The 20,889-nt window shown below is 72.8% G+C and carries 4 protein-coding genes; 3 read left to right on the top strand and 1 reads right to left on the bottom strand.

Translation table 11 applies throughout. From position 1 onward, the window contains the following. Positions 1 to 9: 9 nt before the first annotated feature. From ACFVW6_RS22425 to ACFVW6_RS22435, 3 genes are all read left to right on the top strand, one after another. Positions 10 to 16,683, top strand: coding sequence for an amino acid adenylation domain-containing protein (locus ACFVW6_RS22425; RefSeq protein WP_378829472.1), 16,674 nt, complete (start codon positions 10 to 12; stop codon positions 16,681 to 16,683). 172 nt (positions 16,684 to 16,855) lie between these two features. Then, positions 16,856 to 17,878, top strand: a complete 1,023-nt coding sequence (locus ACFVW6_RS22430; RefSeq protein ID WP_378830076.1) for an alpha/beta hydrolase — start codon at positions 16,856 to 16,858, stop codon at positions 17,876 to 17,878. A 172-nt stretch (positions 17,879 to 18,050) separates the two neighbouring features. Then, entirely contained in the window at positions 18,051 to 19,298 is a 1,248-nt protein-coding gene (locus ACFVW6_RS22435; RefSeq protein WP_378829474.1) for a TetR/AcrR family transcriptional regulator, read from the top strand. Here ACFVW6_RS22435 and ACFVW6_RS22440 read toward each other — a convergent pair. Next, positions 19,295 to 20,809: an aldehyde dehydrogenase family protein gene (locus ACFVW6_RS22440; RefSeq protein ID WP_378829476.1), complete on the bottom strand. Its 1,515-nt coding sequence runs from the start codon at positions 20,807 to 20,809 to the stop codon at positions 19,295 to 19,297. The two genes, ACFVW6_RS22435 and ACFVW6_RS22440, sit on opposite strands and share 4 nt — an antisense overlap. Positions 20,810 to 20,889: the final 80 nt, after the last annotated feature.

Below are 20,889 nucleotides of genomic sequence, written 5' to 3' on the forward strand. Positions count from 1 at the left end.
GGAACGGGCGTGACCCGGGCCAGCAGGGCGTCCGGCGCCCGTGCCAGGCAGCGGGGGAAGTCGCTGCCGCAACTGCTGTCCGTCGCCGTGGAATCCAACCCCGGCGGCATCGCGCTGTCCTGGGACGACGGCGTGTCCGCTCCGGTCCGCTGGACCTACGCCGAGCTCGACGAACGCGCCAACCGGCTGGCCCGGCTGCTGATCGCGCGCGGGGTCGGCCCGGAGGACATCGTCGCCATCGGCATCCCGCGTTCGGCCGACTCCGTGCTGGCCATGTGGGCGGTCACCAAGGCGGGCGCCGCGTTCCTGCCCGTCGACCCGAACTATCCGCCCGCCCGGGTGACCCACATGCTCGCCGATTCCGGCGCGGTCCTCGGCCTCGCCGTCGGCGCCGCGCTGGACAAGTTGCCCGGCACCGTCGACTGGCTGTGCCTCGACGATCCGGCCGTGCGCCGCGCCGCCGAGGAGCAGCCCGGCGACCCGGTGACCTTCGCCGACCGGGTGCGCCCGCTGCGGCTGCCGCACCCGGCCTACATCACCTACACCTCGGGCTCCACCGGCCTGCCCAAGGGCGTCGTGGTGACCCACGCCGGCCTGGCCGGATTCAGCGCCGAACAGCGCGCGCTCTACAGCGTCGAGCCGACCTCGCGGACCCTGCACTTCGCCTCGCCCTCCTTCGACGGCGCCGTGCTCGAACTGCTGATGGCGGTCGGCGCCGCCGCGACCATGGTGGTCGCGCCCGCCGGGATGCTCGGCGGCGCCGAGCTGGCCGAGGTGCTGCGCCGCGAGTCGGTGACGCACATGTTCATCACGGCCGCCGCGCTCGCCGCGCTCGACCCGGCCGGGCTGGACGACCTGGTCGTGATCGCCAGCGGCGGCGAGGACGTCCCGCCCGCCATGGTTCGCCGCTGGGCCATCGAACTACCCTCGGGCACACGGCGTTTCCACAACGGCTACGGGCCGACCGAGACCACCATCATGACCAACATCAGCGCCGCGCTGGCGCCGGGCGCGGCCGTGAACTTCGGCCCGCCGCTGCGCGGGGTCACCGAGTACGTGCTCGACGAGCGCCTGGTCCGGGTGCCGGACGGGATGATCGGCGAGCTGTACATCGCGGGCAACGAGCTGGCCCGCGGCTATCACGGGCGACCGGCGCTGACGGCGGCCCGTTTCGTCACCGACCCGTTCGATCCCGCCGGTGGCCGCATGTACCGCACGGGCGATCTGGTGCGCAGGCGCGCCGACGGTGCGGTGGAATTCGTCGGCCGCAACGACTTCCAGGTGAAGGTCCGCGGTTTCCGGATCGAGCTCGGCGAGATCGACGCGGTGCTCTCCGCGCACGACAGCGTCGACTTCGCGGTGACCGTGGGGCACCAGCTCGACAACGGCACCACCATCCTCGCCGCCTACGTCCACGCCGCGCCGGGCGCGCGGGTCGACTCCGACGAGCTGCTCGCCCACGCCAGGGCCGGACTGCCCGCGCACATGGTGCCGACCGCGCTGACCGTGCTCGACGCCATCCCGCTGACGCCGGTCGGCAAGCTGGACCGGGCCGCGCTGCCCGCACCGACCCTGCGTACCGAGGAATTCCGCGCGCCGTCGGGCGCGATGGAGGAGCTGGTCGCGCAGATCTTCACCGAGCTGCTCGCCCCCGAGCGCGCGATCGGCGCCGACGACGACTTCTTCGCACTCGGCGGCAACTCGCTGCTGGCCACCAGGGCGGCGGCCCGGCTCGGCGCCGAGCTGTCGGCCCGGGTGCCCGCCGGTCATGTCTTCGAACGGCCGACGGTGGCCGGTCTGGCCGAGCTGCTCGAGCCGCTCAAGGGCGCGGGCGGCCAGTCCGCCCCGACACGCCGTGAGCGGCCGGAGCTGATCCCGCTCTCGCCCGCGCAGCAGCGGATGTGGTTCCTCAACCAGTTCGACCCGGCCTCGGTCGCCGAGACGATCCCGTTCGCGCTGCGGCTGTCCGGCCCGTTCGACGCGCGTGCCCTGCACTCCGCGCTGACCGACCTGGTGCTGCGGCACGAGTCGCTGCGCACCTACTACCCGGCGATCGACGGTGTCGGCCACCAGGTGGTGCTGCCGATGGCCGACGCCGTGCCCGATGTGCTCGTCGACGAGCTCACCGAGGACGAATTGCCGCTGTGGCTGGGCGAATTCGCCACCACCGGTTTCGACGTGGCCGAGGGCGTCCCGCTGCGGGTGGCGCTGGCCGAACTCGGCCCGCGCGACCACGTGCTCGCGGTGGCGCTGCACCACATCACCGCCGACGGCGCCTCGGTCGCGCCGCTGCTGCGCGACCTGCTCGGCGCCTACCTGGCCCGGCGCAACCGCTCGCGGCCGAGCTGGCAGCCGCTGCCGGTGCAGTACGCCGACTACACGCTGTGGCACCGGGAACTGCTCGGCGCCGAGGACGATCCCGACTCGGTCGCCACCGCCCAGGTCGGCTTCTGGCGCGACACCCTGGCCGGGCTGCCCGACCGGCTCGACCTGCCCACCGATCGCCCGCGCCCGCCGGTGTTCACCGGCCGTGGCGCCGAATTCGGCTTCCGGATCCCGGCCGAGGTGCACACCGCGATCGCCGCGCTGGCCCAGCGCAGCGGCGCCTCGGAGTTCATGGTCGTGCACGCCGCGTTCGCGGTGCTGCTGAGCAGGCTCGCGCACACCGACGACATCGCCATCGGCACCCCGGTGGCCGGTCGCGGCGCCCGCGAACTCGACGACCTGATCGGCATGTTCGTCAACACCCTGGTGCTGCGGTCGCGCGTCGACGAGCACGCGAGCTTCGCCGAGCTGCTGCGCGAGACCAAGCGCGCCGACATCGCCGCCTTCGCCCAGGCCGACCTGCCGTTCGAGCGCCTGGTCGAGCTGCTCGACCCGGTCCGCTCGCAGGCGCACCACCCGCTGTTCCAGGTGGCGCTGTTCTTCCAGAACCTCGACCTGCCGAATCTGCGGCTGCCCGGCCTGGACGCGACGCCGGTCGAATTCGGCGGCGCAGTCGCCCGTTTCGACCTCCAGCTGACCGTCGTGCCGGGCACCGACCCGGCCGAGCCGATGGCCGCGTCGTTCAACTACGCCACCGATCTGTTCGACGCCGACTCGATCGAGACCATGGCGGCGCGCTTCACCCACCTGCTCGCCGCCGTCACGGCCGACGCCGACCTGACGATCGCCGAGATCGATCTGCTCACCGCCGCCGAGCGCGAACTGACCCTGACCGCCTGGAACGGGACCGGCCACCCGGTGGCGCCCGAGCTGATGCTCGACGCGTATCGCCGTGCGGTGCAGGCGCATCCGGACGCCACCGCGCTCGTCTACGAGGGCGCCGACCTGACCTACCGGCAGTTCGACGAGCGGGTCAACGCGCTGGCCCGGCTGCTGATCCAGGCCGGGGTCGGCCCGGAAGGCCTGGTCGGCCTGGCGATCCGGCGTTCGCCGGACCTCGTCGTCGCCATGTACGCGGTACTCACCGCCGGTGGCGCCTATGTGCCGCTGGACCCGGACCATCCGGCCGAGCGCATCGCCTACATCCTCGACACCGCGCGCCCGGCCGCCGTGCTGAGCACCGAGCCGATGCCGGTGCCCGACGGCACCGAACTGCTCCGGCTCGACGAGCTCGATACGCGGGGCGTACCGGTCGATCCGGTGCGCCCGGCCGAACTACGCGCGCCGCTGCGCGCCGACCACCCGGCCTACGTCATCTTCACCTCCGGTTCCACCGGAAAGCCCAAGGGCGTGGCGATCTCGCACGCGGCCATCCACAACCAGCTGGTGTGGATGCTCGCGAAATACCCACTGGCCCTGGGTGATGTCTACCTGCAGAAGACCGCGACGACCTTCGACGTGTCGCTGTGGGGCTACTTCATGCCGCTGCGGGTCGGCGCGACGCTGGTGCTCGCCACCCCGGACGGGCACCGCGACCCGGCCTATCTGATCGATCTGATCGCCCGGCACAACGTCACGGTGACCGACTTCGTCCCGTCGATGCTCACCGTCTTCGCCGCCCAGGCCGGGTCCGCCGGCGCGATGCCGTCGCTGCGCGAGGTATTCGTGATCGGTGAGGCGCTGCCGCCGGAGACGGTCGACGCCATGGCCGAGATCAGCTCGGCCCGGCTGCACAACCTCTACGGTCCCACCGAGGCCGCGGTCTCGGTGACCTACTGGCCCGCCCGCGCAGGCGAGCGGACCGTGCCGATCGGCCTGCCGCAGTGGAACACCCGGGTCTACGTGCTGGATTCGCGGCTGCGACCGGTGCCGCCCGGGATCGCGGGTGAGCTCTATCTCGCGGGCGATCAGCTCGCGCGCGGCTACGTCGCCCGGCCCGGCCTGACCGCCGACCGCTTCGTCGCCGACCCGTTCGACGCGGGCAAGCGCATGTACCGCACCGGTGACCTGGTGGTGTGGCGCCGTCCCACCGCGACCGCGCCGCATCGGCTGGATTACCTGGGCCGCATCGACTTCCAGGTGAAGTTCCGCGGCCAGCGCATCGAGCTCGGCGAGATCGAGACCGCGCTGCTCGCGCACGACTCCGTCAGCCAGGCGGTCGCGCTGGTCGCGCCCACCGAACTCGGTGATCAGCTCGTCGCCTATGTCGTGCCGGCGCCCGGCCGGGCCGCCGATCCGGACCGGCTGCGGACCGTCGCGTCGAAGACCTTGCCCGCGTACATGGTTCCCGCGTCGGTGACCGTGCTCGACGCGCTGCCGCTCAACGCCAGCGGCAAGCTCGACCGCAAAGCCCTGCCCGCGCCGCACTTCTCGGCCCGCGCCTTCCGGGCGCCGGGCACCGAGCAGGAGAAGCTCGTCGCCGGGCTGTTCGGGGAAGTGCTCGGCCGCACCGATATCGGCGCCGACGACGACTTCTTCGCCCTCGGCGGCAACTCGCTCGTCGCGACCCGGCTCGTCGCCCGTCTCGGCGCGGCCACCGGGGACCGGGTCGCCGTGCGCGCCCTGTTCGAGACCCCGACCGTCGCCGGTCTCGCCGCGACGCTGGGGACGGGCGGCGACACGGCCGCGACCAGCGGCCTCGGCACCCTCACCCGGCCCGCCGACCTGCCGCTCTCGCCCGCGCAGCGGCGCATGTGGTTCCTCAACCGGTTCGACCAGGGCGCGGCCGCCGGCGACGGCGCCGCGGCCTACAACCTGCCGTTCGCGCTGCGCCTGACCGGCAGCCTGGACGTGGCCGCGCTCGGCACTGCGCTGCGCGATGTGCTGGCCAGGCACGAAGTGCTGCGCACCGTCTACCCCGACACCGGCGACGGCCCGATCCAGCGGGTGCTGCCGGTCGAGCAGGTCGACCTCGACGTCACCGTGCGCCGCGTCGATCCGGCCACGCTGATCGAGCAGGTCGGCGCGCTCGCCGCGACCGCCTTCGACGTGACGGCCGAGGTCCCGCTGCGGGTCCGGCTGCTCGACATCACCGGCGACGGCCCCGACGCGCCCACCGAGTACGTGCTCGCGGTGGTCGTGCACCACATCGCCGCCGACGCGTCCTCGATGGCGCCGCTGGTGCGTGACGTGACCACCGCCTATCTGGCCCGGACGGCCGGGCACGCCCCCGGGTGGCCCGCGCTGCCGGTGCAGTACGCCGACTACGCGCTGTGGCAGCTGGATCGCCTCGGTGCCGAGACCGACGCGGAATCCGCCGCCGCCGCGCAGATCTCGTTCTGGCGCGACGAGCTGTCCGGCCTGCCGGACCTGCTCGAACTGCCCGCCGACCGCCCGCGTCCCGCTGTCGCCTCGCTGGCGGGCGGCCGGGTCCCGGTGCGCATCGACGCCGAGACCCACGCCGGGCTCGCGAAGCTGGCCAAGGACAGCGGCGCCACCGTGTTCATGGTGCTGCACACCGCCTTCGCGGTGCTGCTGGCCCGCACGGCGAGCACCGCCGACGTCGCGGTCGGCACCCCGTTCGCCGGTCGGGGCGAGCGCGAGCTCGACGACCTGATCGGCATGTTCGTCAACACCGTCGTGCTGCGCACCCACTACGACGGCGGCGCCTCGTTCACCGACCTGCTCGCCGCGCAGCGCACCCGCGACCTGGCCGCCTTCGCCGCCGCCGACATCCCGTTCGAGCGGCTCGTCGAGGTGCTCGACCCGCCGCGCTCGACCGCGCGGCATCCGCTGTTCCAGGTGGGCCTGTCGTTCCAGAACGTCGACCGCGCCGCGTTGGAACTGCCCGGTCTGCGGATCGCCCCCGTGTCGGCGGATCTGGCCGTGTCCCAGTTCGATCTGCACCTGATCGTCGGTGACGGCTACGCCGCCGACGGCACGCCGACCGGCATCGAGGGCTTCTTCACCTACGCCACCGGTCTGTTCGACGCGGAGACCGTACAGGCCTTCGCCGACCGGCTCGGTCTGCTGCTCGACGCGGTGGTGCGCGAGCCGGGCATCGTCGTCGGCGATGTCGACCTGCGCACGTCGGCCGAGCGCGCGACCGAGATCACCGCGGGCGCCGCCGATCTCGCCATCCCGGGTGGCACGCTGGCCGACCTGCCCGCGCTGGCGCGCCCCGAAACCGTCGCGCTGGTGGCCGATCTGCCCGAGGGCAGGCTGGAACTCACCTACGCCGAGTTCGAGGCGCGGGTCAATCGCCTTGCCCGGCACCTGATCTCGCTGGGCGTCGGTCCCGAGTCGCTGGTGGCGCTCGCGCTGCCGCGCTCGATCGATCTCGTCGTCGCCATGTTCGCGGTGACCCGCGCGGGCGGCGCCTACGTGCCGATCGATCCGGATCAGCCCGCCGATCGCACCGATTACATCCTCGGCACCGCGGCCCCGATCTGTGTGCTCAGCAACGGTTTCCGGACCGACGCGGCGCCGGTCGTTCGGGTCGACCATCCGGTGATCGCCTCGGCCGACCCGGCGCCGATCACCGACGCCGACCGGCGCGCGCCGTTGCGGCCGGAGAACACGGCCTACGTCATCTTCACCTCCGGTTCCACCGGACGCCCCAAGGGCGTGGCGGTGCCGCACGCCGCCGTGGTCAACCAGTTGCAGTGGCTGCGCGGTGAATTCGGCACCGGCGCCGACGACGTGTTCCTGCTGAAGACCCCGGCCACCTTCGACCTGTCGGTGTGGGAGTTCTGGTCCGCCGCGGTCTGCGGCGGCAAACTGGTGATCGCCGCGCCCGACGGGCACCGCGACCCCGCCTACCTGGACGCGCTCATCACCGACGCCGGGGTCACCACGCTCACGGCGGTGCCCTCGCTGCTGGACGCGCTGGCCGGCTACTGGGAGGCGCGGCCGCAGCCGCTCACCCGCATCCTCGCCATCGGCGAAGCGCTGCCCGCCGCGCTCGCCCAGCGCCTGCTGACCGCGCTGCCGGACACCAGGATCGACAACCTGTACGGCCCCACCGAGGCGGCCGTGTCGATCACCGACCACCGGGTGACCTCGGCCGACGTGCTGAGTGTGCCGATCGGCACCCCCGAATGGAACTCCCGGGTGTACGTCCTCGACGAGCGCCTGCGCCCCGTCGCGCCGGGCGTGCGGGGTGAGCTCTACCTCGCGGGCGCCCAGCTGGCGCGCGGCTATCTGCGCAAGGCGGCGCTGAGCGCCGAACGCTTCGTGGCCGACCCGTTCGAGCCCGGCGCGCGGATGTACCGCACCGGCGACCTCGTCGCCCGTGACCGCAGCGGATCGCTGAACTACCTGGGCCGCACGGACTTCCAGGTGAAGATCCGCGGTTTCCGGGTCGAGCCGGGCGAAGTCGAGTCCGTGCTGCTCGGACTGCCCGGGATCGCCCAGGCCGCCGTGCTGGCGCGCACCGACGCGCACTTCGGGGACCGGCTGGTCGCCTATGTGGTCGGCGGGGAAGTCGATGTGGCGCAGCTGAAGTCGGCGCTGCGCGACAAGCTGCCCGCGTACCTGGTGCCCGAGGCGTTCGTCGTGCTCGACACGCTGCCGCGCACCGTCAACGGCAAGCTGGACCGGGCCGCGCTGCCCGCCCCGGTGTTCGAGGCCGCGGCCTTCCGCGCGCCCGCGACGCCGACCGAACAGCTGGTCGCCGAGGTCTACGCCGAGATCCTCGGGGTCGACGCGGTCGGCGCCGACGACGACTTCTTCGCCCTCGGCGGCAACTCGCTGCTCGCCACCAGGGCCGCCGCCCGGATCAGCGCCGCGCTGGACCGCGCGGTCGGGGTCCGCCTGCTGTTCGAGGCGCCGACCGTCACCGACCTCGCCCTGCGGGTGCATCGGTCCGCCGAGCTCGCCGCGCTGCCGCTGGTGGCCGGACCGCGCCCGGACCGGCTGCCGCTGTCGCTGGCCCAGCAGCGGATGTGGCTGCTCAACCGGCTCGATCCCGAGGCCACCGTCTACAACATCCCGGCCGCCATCCGGCTCACCGGCACGCTCGACCTCGCGGCGCTGGCCGTCGCCGTCGGTGACCTGTTCGCCCGGCACGAGGTGCTGCGCACCCGCTACCCCGAGCGCGGCGACGGTCCGGTCCAGGAGGTGCTGGCGCCCGGCGCGGCGCGGGTCGACCTGACGCCGATGCTGGTCACCGCCGACGACCTGGTCGACGAGGTGCGCCGGACCGTGGCCGAGGGCTTCGACGTCACCGCCGCGCCGCCGGTGCGGCTGCGACTACTTCGCCTGGGCGCCGACGACCACGTCCTGGTGTTCGTCGCCCACCACATCGCCGCCGACGGCTTCTCGATGGGCCCGCTCACCCGTGACCTGGTGCTGGCCTACACCGCCCGCACCGAAGGCGCCGCCCCCGCGTGGTCGCCGCTGCCGCTGCAATACGCGGATTACGCGGTGTGGCAGCGGGAATCGCTGGGCGACGAGGCCGATCCCGCGTCCACCGCCGCCGCGCAGCTGAGCTACTGGACCGAAGAACTCGCCGGGCTTCCCGAGGAGATCGCGCTGCCCGCCGACCGGCCGCGGCCGCCGGTGCAGTCCTTCGCCGGTGCGCTGAGCACCGTGGAGATCGACGCGGCGCTGCACGCGGGTCTGGCCGGGCTGGCGCGGGCCCAGGGCGTCACCGTGTTCATGGTGGTGCAGGCCGCCCTCGCGGTACTGCTCGCCCGCACCAGCGGCACCGACGACGTCGCCATCGGCACCCCGATCGCCGGTCGTGGCGCCCGCGAACTCGACGACCTCGTCGGCATGTTCGTCAACACCCTGGTGCTGCGCAGCCGGGTGTCCGACGCCGAGCCGTTCACGGCGCTGCTGCGGCAGACCCGCGACACCGACCTGCGGGCCTTCGCGCACGCCGATATCCCGTTCGAGCGGGTCGTCGAGGCGGTGCAGCCGGTCCGGTCGGCGGGCAGGCACCCGCTGTTCCAGGTGGCGCTGTCGTTCGAGAACCTCGCCCCGGTCGCGTTCGAGCTGCCCGGCATCACGGTGGGCGCGCTCGACGCCCGCACCGCCGAGGCCAAGTTCGACCTGCTGCTCACCGTCCGCGAGCTGCCCGACCACGGCGGCATGCACGCCGAATTCACCTATGCGACAGATCTGTTCGACGAAGCCACCGTCGCGGCCTTCGGCGCCAGGTTCGCCCGGTTGCTCGGCGAGCTCGTCGCCGATCCCGAGGTCGCCGTCGGTGCTGTCGAGCTGCTCGACGACGCCGAGTTCACCGCGCAGACCACCTTCACCGGTCCGCCCGCCGAGTCGGAGCGCACGCTGGCGCAGCTGATGGACGCCGCCGTGCTGGCCAACCCGACGGGGGTGGCCGTGCGCGGTGACGGACGCGGCTTCACCTACGCCGACCTCGACGCGGCGGCCAACCAGCTGGCCAGGGGTCTCATCGCCCGTGGCGCCGGACCGGAAGTCGCGGTGGCCGTGGCGATCCGGCGGTCGGTCGAATCGGTGCTCGCGGTGTGGGCCATCGCCCGCACCGGCGCGATGATCGTGCCGATCGACCCCGGCTACCCGGACGAGCGGATCACCCACATGGCCGCCGACTCCGGCGCGGTCTTCGGCGTCACCCTCGCCGCCGAGCTGACCGGGCTGCCCACCCTGCCCGGCGACGCGGGCTGGGTCGCCCTCGACGATCGCGAATTCACCGCCGAGGTCGCCGGCTACGCCTCGGTGGCGCTGCGCGAGATCGAACTGCGGGCCCAGCCGAGGACCGCCAACGGCGCGTACATGATCTACACCTCGGGGTCGACGGGTCTGCCCAAGGGCGTCGTCGTCACCCACGCCGGCCTGGCCAACTTCTGCGCGGAGCAGAAGGAGCGCTACCGGCTCGACTCCGGTTCGCGGGCACTGGCTTTCGCCTCGCCGTCGTTCGACGCCTCGATGCTCGAGCTGCTGCTCGCCCTCGGTGGCGCCGGCACGCTGGTGGTGGCGCCCGCCGGATCCGTCGGCGGCACCGAACTCGCCGAGCTGATCCGCACCGAAGGGGTGACCCACACCTTCCTCACACCCACCGTCCTGGCCACCCTCGACCCGGCGGGTGTGCCGGGGCTGCGGCATCTGGTCGTCGGTGGCGAGCACGTGCCCGCCGACCTGGTCGCGCGCTGGAACACGCTGGCGCAGCGCAAGTTCCACAACGGCTACGGTCCCACCGAGACCACCATCATGGCCACCATCAGCGATCCGCTGACCCCCGGCACCGACGCGCACATGGGCGGTCCGATCCGGGGCACCACGGCGCTGGTCCTCGACGGGCGGCTGCGTCCGGTGCCCGAGGGCGTCACCGGTGAGCTGTACCTGGGCGGCATCCAGCTCGCCCGCGGCTACCACCGCCGCGCGAGCCTGACCGCGGCGCGCTTCGTCGCCGATCCGTACGGGGCGCCGGGCACCCGGCTCTACCGCACCGGCGACCTCGTGCGCCGCCGGGGTGACGTGCTGGAGTTCGTGGGCCGCAACGACTTCCAGGTGAAGATCCGCGGCCTGCGGATCGAACTCGGCGAGATCGACGCGGTGCTCGCCGCCGCGCCCGGCGTCTCCTGGGTCACCACGCTGGGCCGCGACAACGGCACCGGCACCACCATGCTCGTGTCCTACGTGCTGGCCGAACCGGGGGAGCGGCTCGACCCGGCCGAACTCACCGCGCTGGCAGGCCGGGTGCTGCCCGACTACATGGTGCCCGCGGCGATCGTCGTCCTCGACGAGCTGCCGCTCACCCCGGTCGGCAAGCTGGACCGGCGCGCGCTGCCCGATCCGGTCACCGTGCGCCGCGAACACCGTCCGCCGCGCACGGCGGCCGAACGCGCGCTCGCGCGGGTGATCGGCGAGGTCCTCGGCCACGACCGGGTCGGCCTCGACGACGACTTCTTCGCCCTCGGCGGCGACAGCATCACCGCCATCCAGGTGGTCTCGCGGGCCGGTGCGGCCGGGGTGGGGCTGCGGCCGCGCGACCTCTTCGACGCGCGGACCGTCGGTGCGCTCGCCGGGCGCGCCGAGATCACCCTCGACGCGGGCTCGCGGCCCGCCGCCCTGCCGCTGACCGCCACCGCGGCCCAGCTGATGGAGACCGGGGACAACGCCGTCGAACCCAGGGCCGTGCTGCTCGACGTGCCCGTCGACTGTTCCGACGACGCCGTCGCCGAGGTCGTGCACGCCGTGATGAACCAGCACCCGATGCTGTGGGCGGTGCTCGACCGCAGCGGCCGGGCCCCGGTGCTGGTGATCCCGTCGCAGGAGGAGCGCACCGGCGATGCCTTCCGCAGGCTCGACGCCACCGACGGCGAGTCCTCGCTGCCGGTCGACGACATCGTCGCCGCGGCCGCCGCCGCGCTCGACCCGGACGAGGGCCGCAATATCCACTTCGTGCTCACCGGCGACGGCGAGCGCAGCTCCACGCTGGTCGTGGTCGCCAACAGCCTGGTCCTGGACGAGCCGTCCTGGCGCTCGATCGTCGATCAGCTGACCACGGCGTGGAGCCGGGGCCGCCACGCGGCGCCCGCCGCACCCGACGCCGGACTCGGCGACCTGGTGCGCAGGCTCGCCGACTACCCGTCCTCGGGCCGGGCCCGCGCCGAACGCGAGTACTGGCACCGCGCGATCCGGTCCAGGGCAGGCGAATCCGCCGATCTGCGGCAGCGCAACCGGGTCTCGCTGAGCATCACCGGTGAGGGCACCGCCGCGGTCACCACCGTCGCCGACGCCTACCGCGCCACCGTGGACGAGGTCCTGCTCACCGCCGCCGCGCTGGCCCTGCACACCGCCGCCGACACCGCCGTCGCGCGGGTCATCGGCACCGTGGCCCGGCTGCGCGCCGATCAGCGCGTATTGGGCAGGCCCGACGCCGAGAGCGTGGTCGGCGGTTTCACCACCGATTACCCGCTGGTGTTGCGCCTGGAGGGCGTCGACATCGCCGACGCGCTGGTCGGCGGGCCCGCCGCCGGGACCGCGCTGGCCCAGATCAAGGAACTGCGCCGGACGGTGCCCGCGCACGGCGCCGGTTTCGGCCTGCTGCGCTATCTCGACGCCGAGGCCGCCGACAGCGTGCGCTCGCTGGATCGGGGCCGGTTCGCGGTGCGCTTCCGCGACCTGCGCCCGGCCAAGGTGCACACCGACGTCGCCGCCGACGATCTGGCGCTCGTGCTCACCGTCGACGCCACCGACGACGGCATGGTCGCCCGCTTCGACTACGCCACCGCGGCGCTCACCGCCGACGCGGTCAAGACCTTCGCCGAACACTGGATCCGCGCCCTCGGCGGCCTCGCCGAACACGGATTGCGGCCCGGCGCCGGCGGATTCACCCCGTCGGACTTCCCGCTGGTGCGCCTGGGCCAGACCGAACTGAGCCGGCTGGTGCGGCGCTACCCGCTGCTCAGCGATGTCTGGCCGGTGACCCCGCTGCAGTCGGGCATGCTGTTCCACGCGCTGCTCGCGGAGAACTCGGTCGACCCCTACATCACCCAGTTCGCGCTCGACCTCGATCCGGCCGTGGACGACGAGCGGCTGCACCAGGCCGCGCAGGCCGTGCTCGACCGGCACGACAACCTGCGCGTCGCCTTCGCCGCCGACGCGGCGGGCACCCCGCTGCAGGTGGTGCTCGACGACATCGACGTGCCGTGGCAGGTCATCGACGCCGACGCCGCCACCTACCAGCGGATCAAAACGGCCGACCTGACCACGCACTTCGACATGGCGGCCGCGCCGCTGCTGCGCTTCACCCTGGTGCGCACGCCCGAGACCGCGCACCTGCTGGTCACCAGCCACCACATCCTGATCGACGGCTGGTCGACCCCGCTGCTGCTGCAGGAACTGCTCACCGCCTACGCGGTCGGCGGCCGCTCGCGCCGCCTGCCGAAGATCGCGCCCTACCGGGACTACCTGGCCTGGCTGGCCGCACAGGACCTCGACGCCGCGCGCCAGGCCTGGCGGAGCGCGCTCACCGGCCTGGCCGAGCCGACGCCGCTGGCACCGGTCGACCAGGGTCGCGAGATCGCCACCGGGACCGGCGAAACCGGCTTCGAGCTGTCCACCGCCGACACCGCCGCGCTGAGCACGCTCGCGGCGGGGCTCGGCGTCACGGTGAACACCGTGGTCCAGGCCGCGTGGGGCCTGCTCATCGCGCGCCTGGTCGACCGCGACGACGTGGTGTTCGGCGCCACCGTCTCCGGCAGGCCCGCCACCCTCGACGGCGTGGAACGCATGGTCGGTCTGTTCCTCAACGCCATCCCGGTCCGGGTGCGGCTGCACCCCGGCGACACCGTCGCCGAACTGCTGCGCAGGCTGCAGGACGACCAGGCGGCCCTGCTCGAGCACCACTACCTCGGTCTCGGCGAGATCCAGGAGATCGCCGGCATCGACGCGCTGTTCGACACGCTGGTGGTGTTCGAGTCGTTCCCGGTCGACCGGGAAGGGCTGGCGCAGGCCGCGTCCGGCTCCGCCGCGGTCACCGGGATGGACGCCGCCAACGGCACCCACTACCCGCTGACCGTGCAGGTCGTCGCCGACGGCCAACTGCGGGTGTCGGTCAAGTACCTGCGCGACGTCTTCGGCGAGGCCACCGCGACCGCACTGGCGCAACGACTCTCGATGCTGCTGGCCCGGTTCACCGCCGCGCCGGAGAGCAGGCTCGCCGAGATCGATGTGCTGCTGGCCGAGGAGCGGGCCGTGCTGTCGGCGGCCAATGCCACCGACGCGCCGGAGCTGCTCGACGACGCGACACTGCTGTCGCTGTTCGACGCGCAGGTGGCGAAGACACCCGACGCCATCGCCCTCGTCGACGGCGAAACCTCGCTCACCTACGGCGAATTCGACGCGAAGGCCCGCGCGCTCGCCGCGGCGCTCGGCGCGCGGGGCGCCGGTCCCGACGCGCTGGTCGCTGTCGCCATGCGGCGCGGCGTCGACCTGGTGACCGCGATCTACGCGGTGCTGCGCACCGGCGCCGCCTACGTGCCGGTCGATCCGGACCATCCGGCCGAGCGCACCGACCGGGTGCTGGCCGCGGCCGCGCCCGTCTGCGTGCTCACCACCACCGGCACCGGATTCACCACTGCCGCCGAGGTTTCCGTCGTCACCGTCGACACGCTCGAGCCCGGCTCGACGCCGGTGGCGCGCGCGGCGGTTCAGCCGGACAACCTGGCCTACGTCATCCACACCTCCGGCTCCACCGGCACGCCCAAGGGGGTCATGCTCACCCACCGGCAGCTGGTCGCCCAGTTCCGCTGGGCGCAGCGCGCCTACCCGCACGGCCCGGGTGACGTGGTCCTGCACAAGACGCCGGTCACCTTCGACATCTCCACCTGGGAACTGTTGTGGCCGTTGCAGACCGGCGCGACCGTGGTGATCGCGGCGCCCGACGGGCACCGCGACCCGGCCTACCTGGCCGAGGTGCTGGCCGAACGCTCCGTCACCACGGTGCATTTCGTGCCGTCGATGCTCGACGCGTTCCTCGCCGACCGCGCCGACGGCGGTTTCCCGGCGCTGCGCCGGGTGTTCGCCGCCGGTGAGGCGCTGTCGGCCTCGACCGCGCGGCGCTTCGCGCAGGCGCTGCCCGGCGTCGACCTGATCAACTGGTATGGCCCGGCCGAGGCGACCGTCGTCACCGCCGCGCGGGCCGAAGCCGGTGCCGCCGTGAGCATTCCGATCGGCACCCCGGTCGCCAACACACGCGTGCACGTGCTGGACCGGCAGCTGCGGCCGGTGCCGCCCGGCACCGCGGGCGAGCTGTATCTGGAAGGCGTGCAGCTGGCCCGCGGCTACCTCGGTGCCGCGGCGCTGACCGCCGAGCGATTCGTCGCCAAGGCAGGCGGCGGCAGGCTCTACCGCACCGGCGACGTGGTCCGCTGGACCGAGGAGCGCGAGCTGGAGTACCTGGGGCGCAGCGACTTCCAGGTGAAGCTGCGCGGTCAGCGGATCGAGCTCGGCGAGGTCGAGGCCGTGCTGCTGGATCACCCCGAGGTCAGGCACGCCGCCGTGGCGCTCGTGCACGGCCCGACCGGGGATCGGCTGGTCGGTTACGTCGTCCCGGTCGACGCGGCCGAACCCGCCGAGACCGAGACCGCGCCGCCCGCGGCCGGCTACTCGATCGAGAGCGGCGCGAGCGCGGACGGGCTGGACGAGGCGGCGCTGCTGGCGCACGCCAGGGCCGCGCTGCCGTCGTACATGGTCCCGTCGACCCTGGTGACCCTGAAGTCGTTGCCGCTCAACGCCAGCGGCAAGCTCGACCGCAGGGCGCTGCCGGTGCCCGCCGTCACCACCCGGCCCTACCGTCCGCCGACGACCCCGCTGCAGCGCGCGGTCGCCGAGGTGTACGCGGAGGTGCTCGGCGCGGGCAAGGTCGGCCTCGACGACGACTTCTTCGAGCTCGGCGGCAACTCGCTGGTCGCCACCAAGGCGATCAGCAGGCTGCGGACCAGGGTCGGCGCCGAGGTGCGGGTGCAGTGGTTCTTCACCGACGCCACGGTCGCCGCGCTCGCCGCCCGCATCGACGCCACCCAGTCCGACGCGGGCGACTACGACGTCGACTCCGACGACGCGCTCGGCGTGCTGCTGCCCATCCGCAACCGGGTGCCGCACGGCACCGAGGCGGGCGGACCGCTGTTCTGCGTCCATCCGATGTACGGCCTGTCCTGGTGCTACGCCGGGCTCGCCCAGTACATCCCGGCGCGGCGGCCGATCTTCGGCCTGCAGTCGCCCGCGCTGAGCGAGGCGGGCTACCTGCCCGGCACGCTCACCGAGATGGCCCGCCGCTACGTCGCCGAGATCAAGGCCGCCCAGCCGCACGGCCCGTACCGGCTGATGGGCTGGTCGCTGGGCGGTGTGCTGGCGCACGCGGTCGCCACCGAACTACAGGCGCAGGGGGAGCGGGTGGCGCTGCTGGCGATGCTCGACTCGCATCCCGACATCGATGTGCCCGATTTCCACACCGCGGTCCGGGACGCGCTCGCCGAACTCGGCGTCGACATCGGCGCGGCGCTGCCCGCCTCCGGGGTGCGCGAACTCAGCGAGGACGCGCTGGCCGCGCTGCACGCGATCGTCCCGGCCAACATGGCCGTGCTCACCCCCGAGCGGTTGCGCCGGATCTACCGCAGCGCGGTGCGCTCGGCCGAGCTGATCGCCGAGCATCAGCCGGCGAGGTACCGGGGCAGGCTGGAGTACTTCAGCGCGCTCGGACACGAGACGGCAGCACGGAATTGGGCGCCGTATGTCGAGGGCGAGGTCCGCGATCGGCCGGTCGCGGTGGTGCATGATCAGATGACCTCACCGGAGGCGCTGGCCGAGATCGGCCCGCGCCTGGCGGAGTTGCTGGATGCCGGCGACCGGGAGTCCGGGGCACGATGACATCGGTGATGCTGGTGAGGCATGATGTGACCGCGCTGTTGTAACGATTCCTACTGTTGTATCGCCTGGGTAACCCGTAGGGTTCTGGCGTGGTGCAACCCATTCGAAACGAAGCGAAGGTGCGAAATTGATTCGTCGGCACTCCCGGCGTCGTGGCTCCCGCGCCGCGGCGATGATCGCGGCGACCGCAGTGGCCGCCGGACTGCTGTCCGGCATCGGCGCGAGCCCGGCCTCGGCTGATCCGATCATCGATTCCAAGAGCCTGCTCGCCAACCCCGTTTCCGAGGACGGCTCCAAGATCGTCAAGGCCGAGGTGAAGGACTCGCGCAGCCTGCGGCTGCACGTGTACTCCGCGGCGATGGATGAGAACATCATCGTCGACGTCCAGCGCCCCGCCGACGCTTCCGTGCCGCGCCCCACCCTGTACCTGCTCAACGGTGCCGGTGGTGGCGAGGACTCCGCGTCCTGGGTCGCCAAGACCGACGCGCTGGAGTTCCTCAGCGACAAGAACGTCAACGTCATCCAGCCGATCGGTGGCGCGTGGAGCTACTACACCGACTGGATCGCCGACGACCCGGTCGTCGGCCGCAACAAGTGGAAGACGTTCTTCACCGAGGAGCTGCCCCCGCTGGTCGACGGCGCGCTGGGCACCAACGGCGTGAACGCCATCGCGGGTCTGTCCACCTCGGGCACCACCGTGCTCGCGCTGCCCATCGCCAAGCCCGGCCTGTACAAGGCGGCCGCGGCCTACTCCGGGTGCGCGCAGACCTCCGACCCGGTCGGCTCGGAGTTCGTCAAGCTCACGGTCGAGACCTGGGGTGGCGGCGACACCATGAACATGTGGGGCCCGCAGGGCTCGGCGGAGTGGGTCGCGAACGACCCGTACGTCCACGCCGAGGGACTGCGCGGGCTGGATCTCTACATCTCCACCGGCAACGGCCTGCCCGGCCCGTACGACACCCTCGACGGCCCGTACGCCCTGCCCGGCGCCTACGGCCTGGCCAACCAGATCGTCATCGGCGGCGTCATCGAGGCGGGCACCAACTTCTGCACGCACAACCTGGCCAACCGGCTCAACGAGCTGGGCATCCCGGCGACCTTCAACTTCCGTCCCAACGGCACCCACTCGTGGGGCTACTGGAAGGATGAGCTGAAGCTGTCGTGGCCGGTGCTGGCCCGCGGTCTCGGCCTGTAAGCGCGTCGCGTTCCACGAAGGCCGCCCCGGTATCGCCGGGGCGGTTTTCGTTTTCCGGACTGCCTCTCGACGTTTGCGAATTGTGGTTAACTTAGGTTGACTGGTCCGGCGCCGCCCGGTGGGTGCGCAGCCAGTCGTCAACAGCCCGGTTCGCGGAACGGAAAGTGAGTGCATGGTCGCCGATCGCAGTGAGGCCGAACGCGCCTGCGAGCCGACCACCGCACCGGCGCGGGTCGTGCGCCGCAGGCCCAAGGACCGCAAGATCCAGATCATGCGGGCCGCCGCGCGCGCGTTCAGCGCCCGGGGCTACTACCCGGTCGGCGTGGACGAGATCGCCGCCGAGGTCGGCATCTCCGGGCCCGCCCTGTACCGCCACTTCGCCAACAAGTACGCCCTGCTCGTGGCCGCCGCGGAGGAGGGCGCGCGCGGGTTGCGCGATTGCGCCGCGGCCGCCGACGACCCGTCGCTGCCCGCGGAGGCCCGGCTCGACGCGCTGCTCACGGCCGTCGCCGAGCAGAACATCGACTTCCGGCGCGAGGCCGGTCTCTACCGCTGGGAACGCCGCTATCTCGAGCGCGAGGACCGCGTGCGCATCCGCGCGTTCTATCGCGAACTCGAGGCCATGGTCGCGGCGCCGATCGCCGAACTGCACCCCGACGAGAGCCCCGACAACGTCACCCTGCGGGCGGTCGGCGCGTTGAGCTCGCTGGCCAGTATCGCCGCGCACCGCACCACGCTGTCGCACGCGCGCGTCCTCGCGCTCCAGCTCGACATGTCCTGGGCGATCGTGCGCGCCGACCTGCCGCCCGCCCCCGCCGCCGCGGAACCGGACCGGCAGAATCGCGGCCTGCCGGTGACATCGAAACGTGAACAGCTGCTCACCGAGGCGATCAGGATCTTCGGCCGCAACGGCTACCACGAGTCGGGCATCGAGGAGATCGGCGCCGCCGTCGGGATCAACGCCTCCAGCGTCTACCGGCACTTCGACAGCAAGGCCGACCTGCTCGCCGCCGCCTTCCACCGCACCGGCGACCGGCTCGCCGTGGCGATCGGCGAGGCGCTGGCCGAGTCGGAGAGCCGGGCCGACGCCGCCCGCCGCATCGCCGACCGCTACGCCCGGCTCACCTTCGCGACGCCGGAGATCATGCCGGTGTACTACGCGGAGTTCAGCAACCTCCCGCAGGCCGAACAGCACCGGCTGCGCGCCATCCAGCGCCAGAACGTCCTCGAATGGGCCAACCTGCTCGACGGCGACCCGATCGAGGCCAGGTTCCGGGTGCACGCCGCGATCGGTCAGATCATCGATGTCGGCCGGCTGCTGCGCTTCGACTCCAGGCCCGAACAGCTCGCCCGGCTGGCCGCGCTCACCGGCGCGGTCCTGCTCGGCGACAAGGCCGCGCCGGACGACGCCCAGGGCTAGGCCCGGCCGTGGCGCAGCCGGAACAGGGCGCGCGCCGTGTGCAGATGCCGGGGATGCCGGTCGAAGGTCGATAGTCGGACGGGGGCCCGATAGCGCCTGCGGGCGATCGACATGGTCCGGCTGAATTCGCGCAGGCCCTGCTGACCGTGACTGTGACCCTGTCCGTACTCGCCGACCCCGCCGAACGGCAGCGCCGGGATCCCGGTGAAGGCGGTCGACGAGTTCACCGTCACCACACCGACCCTGAGCTGCTCGGCGATGAACTCCGCGCTGGGGATGTCGCGGGTGAAGACGGTGACGGCGATGCCGTTGCCCGCCGCGTTCACCCTGGTCACCGCGTCGGCCAGGTCGGCGACGCGATTCACCACCAGCACCGGGCCGGTGCCCTCGCCGGTGATCGCGATGCTCTCCTCCGGGACCTCGGCCAGCACGATGGGTTCCACGTACGGATCGCGGAAGGAATCGAGGCCGCCGAGCACCGCGTGCCCGCCGCGCGCGATGGCGTCGCGGACCTGCTTGCGCACCACGTCGACCTGGGCCGCGTTGATCATCGGGCCATAGGCGGCGCGGTTGTCGGCGCCGGGGCGCAGCTTCGCCGCGCGCTCGGCCACCCTGGCCAGGAAGTCGTCGAAGACCGAATCGGCGACATAGCAGCGCTGAATGCCCGAGGCGTTCTGCCCGGCGTTGGCCATCGCGCCGAAGACCGCGGCCTCGGCCGCCGCGTCGAGGACTGCGTCGACGTGCACGATCATGCTGCCCTTGCCGCTGTGCTCCACCACGACCGGCGTCAGCGTCTGCGCGCACCGGGCGATCACATCGCGCCCGGCCGCCTCGGGCCCGGCGTAGGCGATCTTGTCCACGCCGGATTTGCACAGCGCGGTCGCGGTGCGTGAGTCACCGGTGACGGCCTGGAGCACCGGTTGATCGGGCGCCACCGCGGCCCAGCTCTCGGCCAGCCAGGTGCCGACGCCGGTGGTCAGCTCGTGCGGATGGAACACGACCGCGTTGCCCGCGGCCATCGCGTAGGCGATCGAACTCATCGGCGTGAAGACCGGGTTGTTCCAGGCGCCGAGCACCCCGACCACACCCAGCGGCAGATACCCGACCGAGGCGTGCTGATTGCGGGTGAACCACCCGGTGGCCAGGCGCTTTCGGCCCAGCGTCCGCTCGGCGTTGCGGGCGGCCCAGTCCAGGTTCTCCACCGCGAGCATCACCTCGAGCGCGGCGTCGGCCTCCGGCTTGCCGGTCTCGGCCCGCAGCAGCTCCACCAATTCGCCGGTGCGCCTGGCGATCCGCGTGCGCCAGTCCAGCAGCAGCCGCTTGCGGCCCGCGAATCCCAGTTCGCTCCACCAGTTCTGGGTGGCGCGCGCGGTGCGCACCGCGCGGGTGACCTCGGCCTGCCCGTGCACGGGATACTGCGCGAGCTGTTCGCCGGTGCGCGGGTCGAACGACGTCAGCACGTCGGATCGCCCCGTCGGCACGGCGGCGCCTGCCGGTGCTGAGTCGCCCATTGTCACCTCTCACGAGATCGAACACGCCCGCGCGCGGGCCGGTGAGACGAGTGTTTCCCCGTCGCCAGCGTATGGGCGCC

Source organism: Nocardia sp. NPDC058244, assembly GCF_042882065.1.
Taxonomy (GTDB): domain Bacteria; phylum Actinomycetota; class Actinomycetes; order Mycobacteriales; family Mycobacteriaceae; genus Nocardia.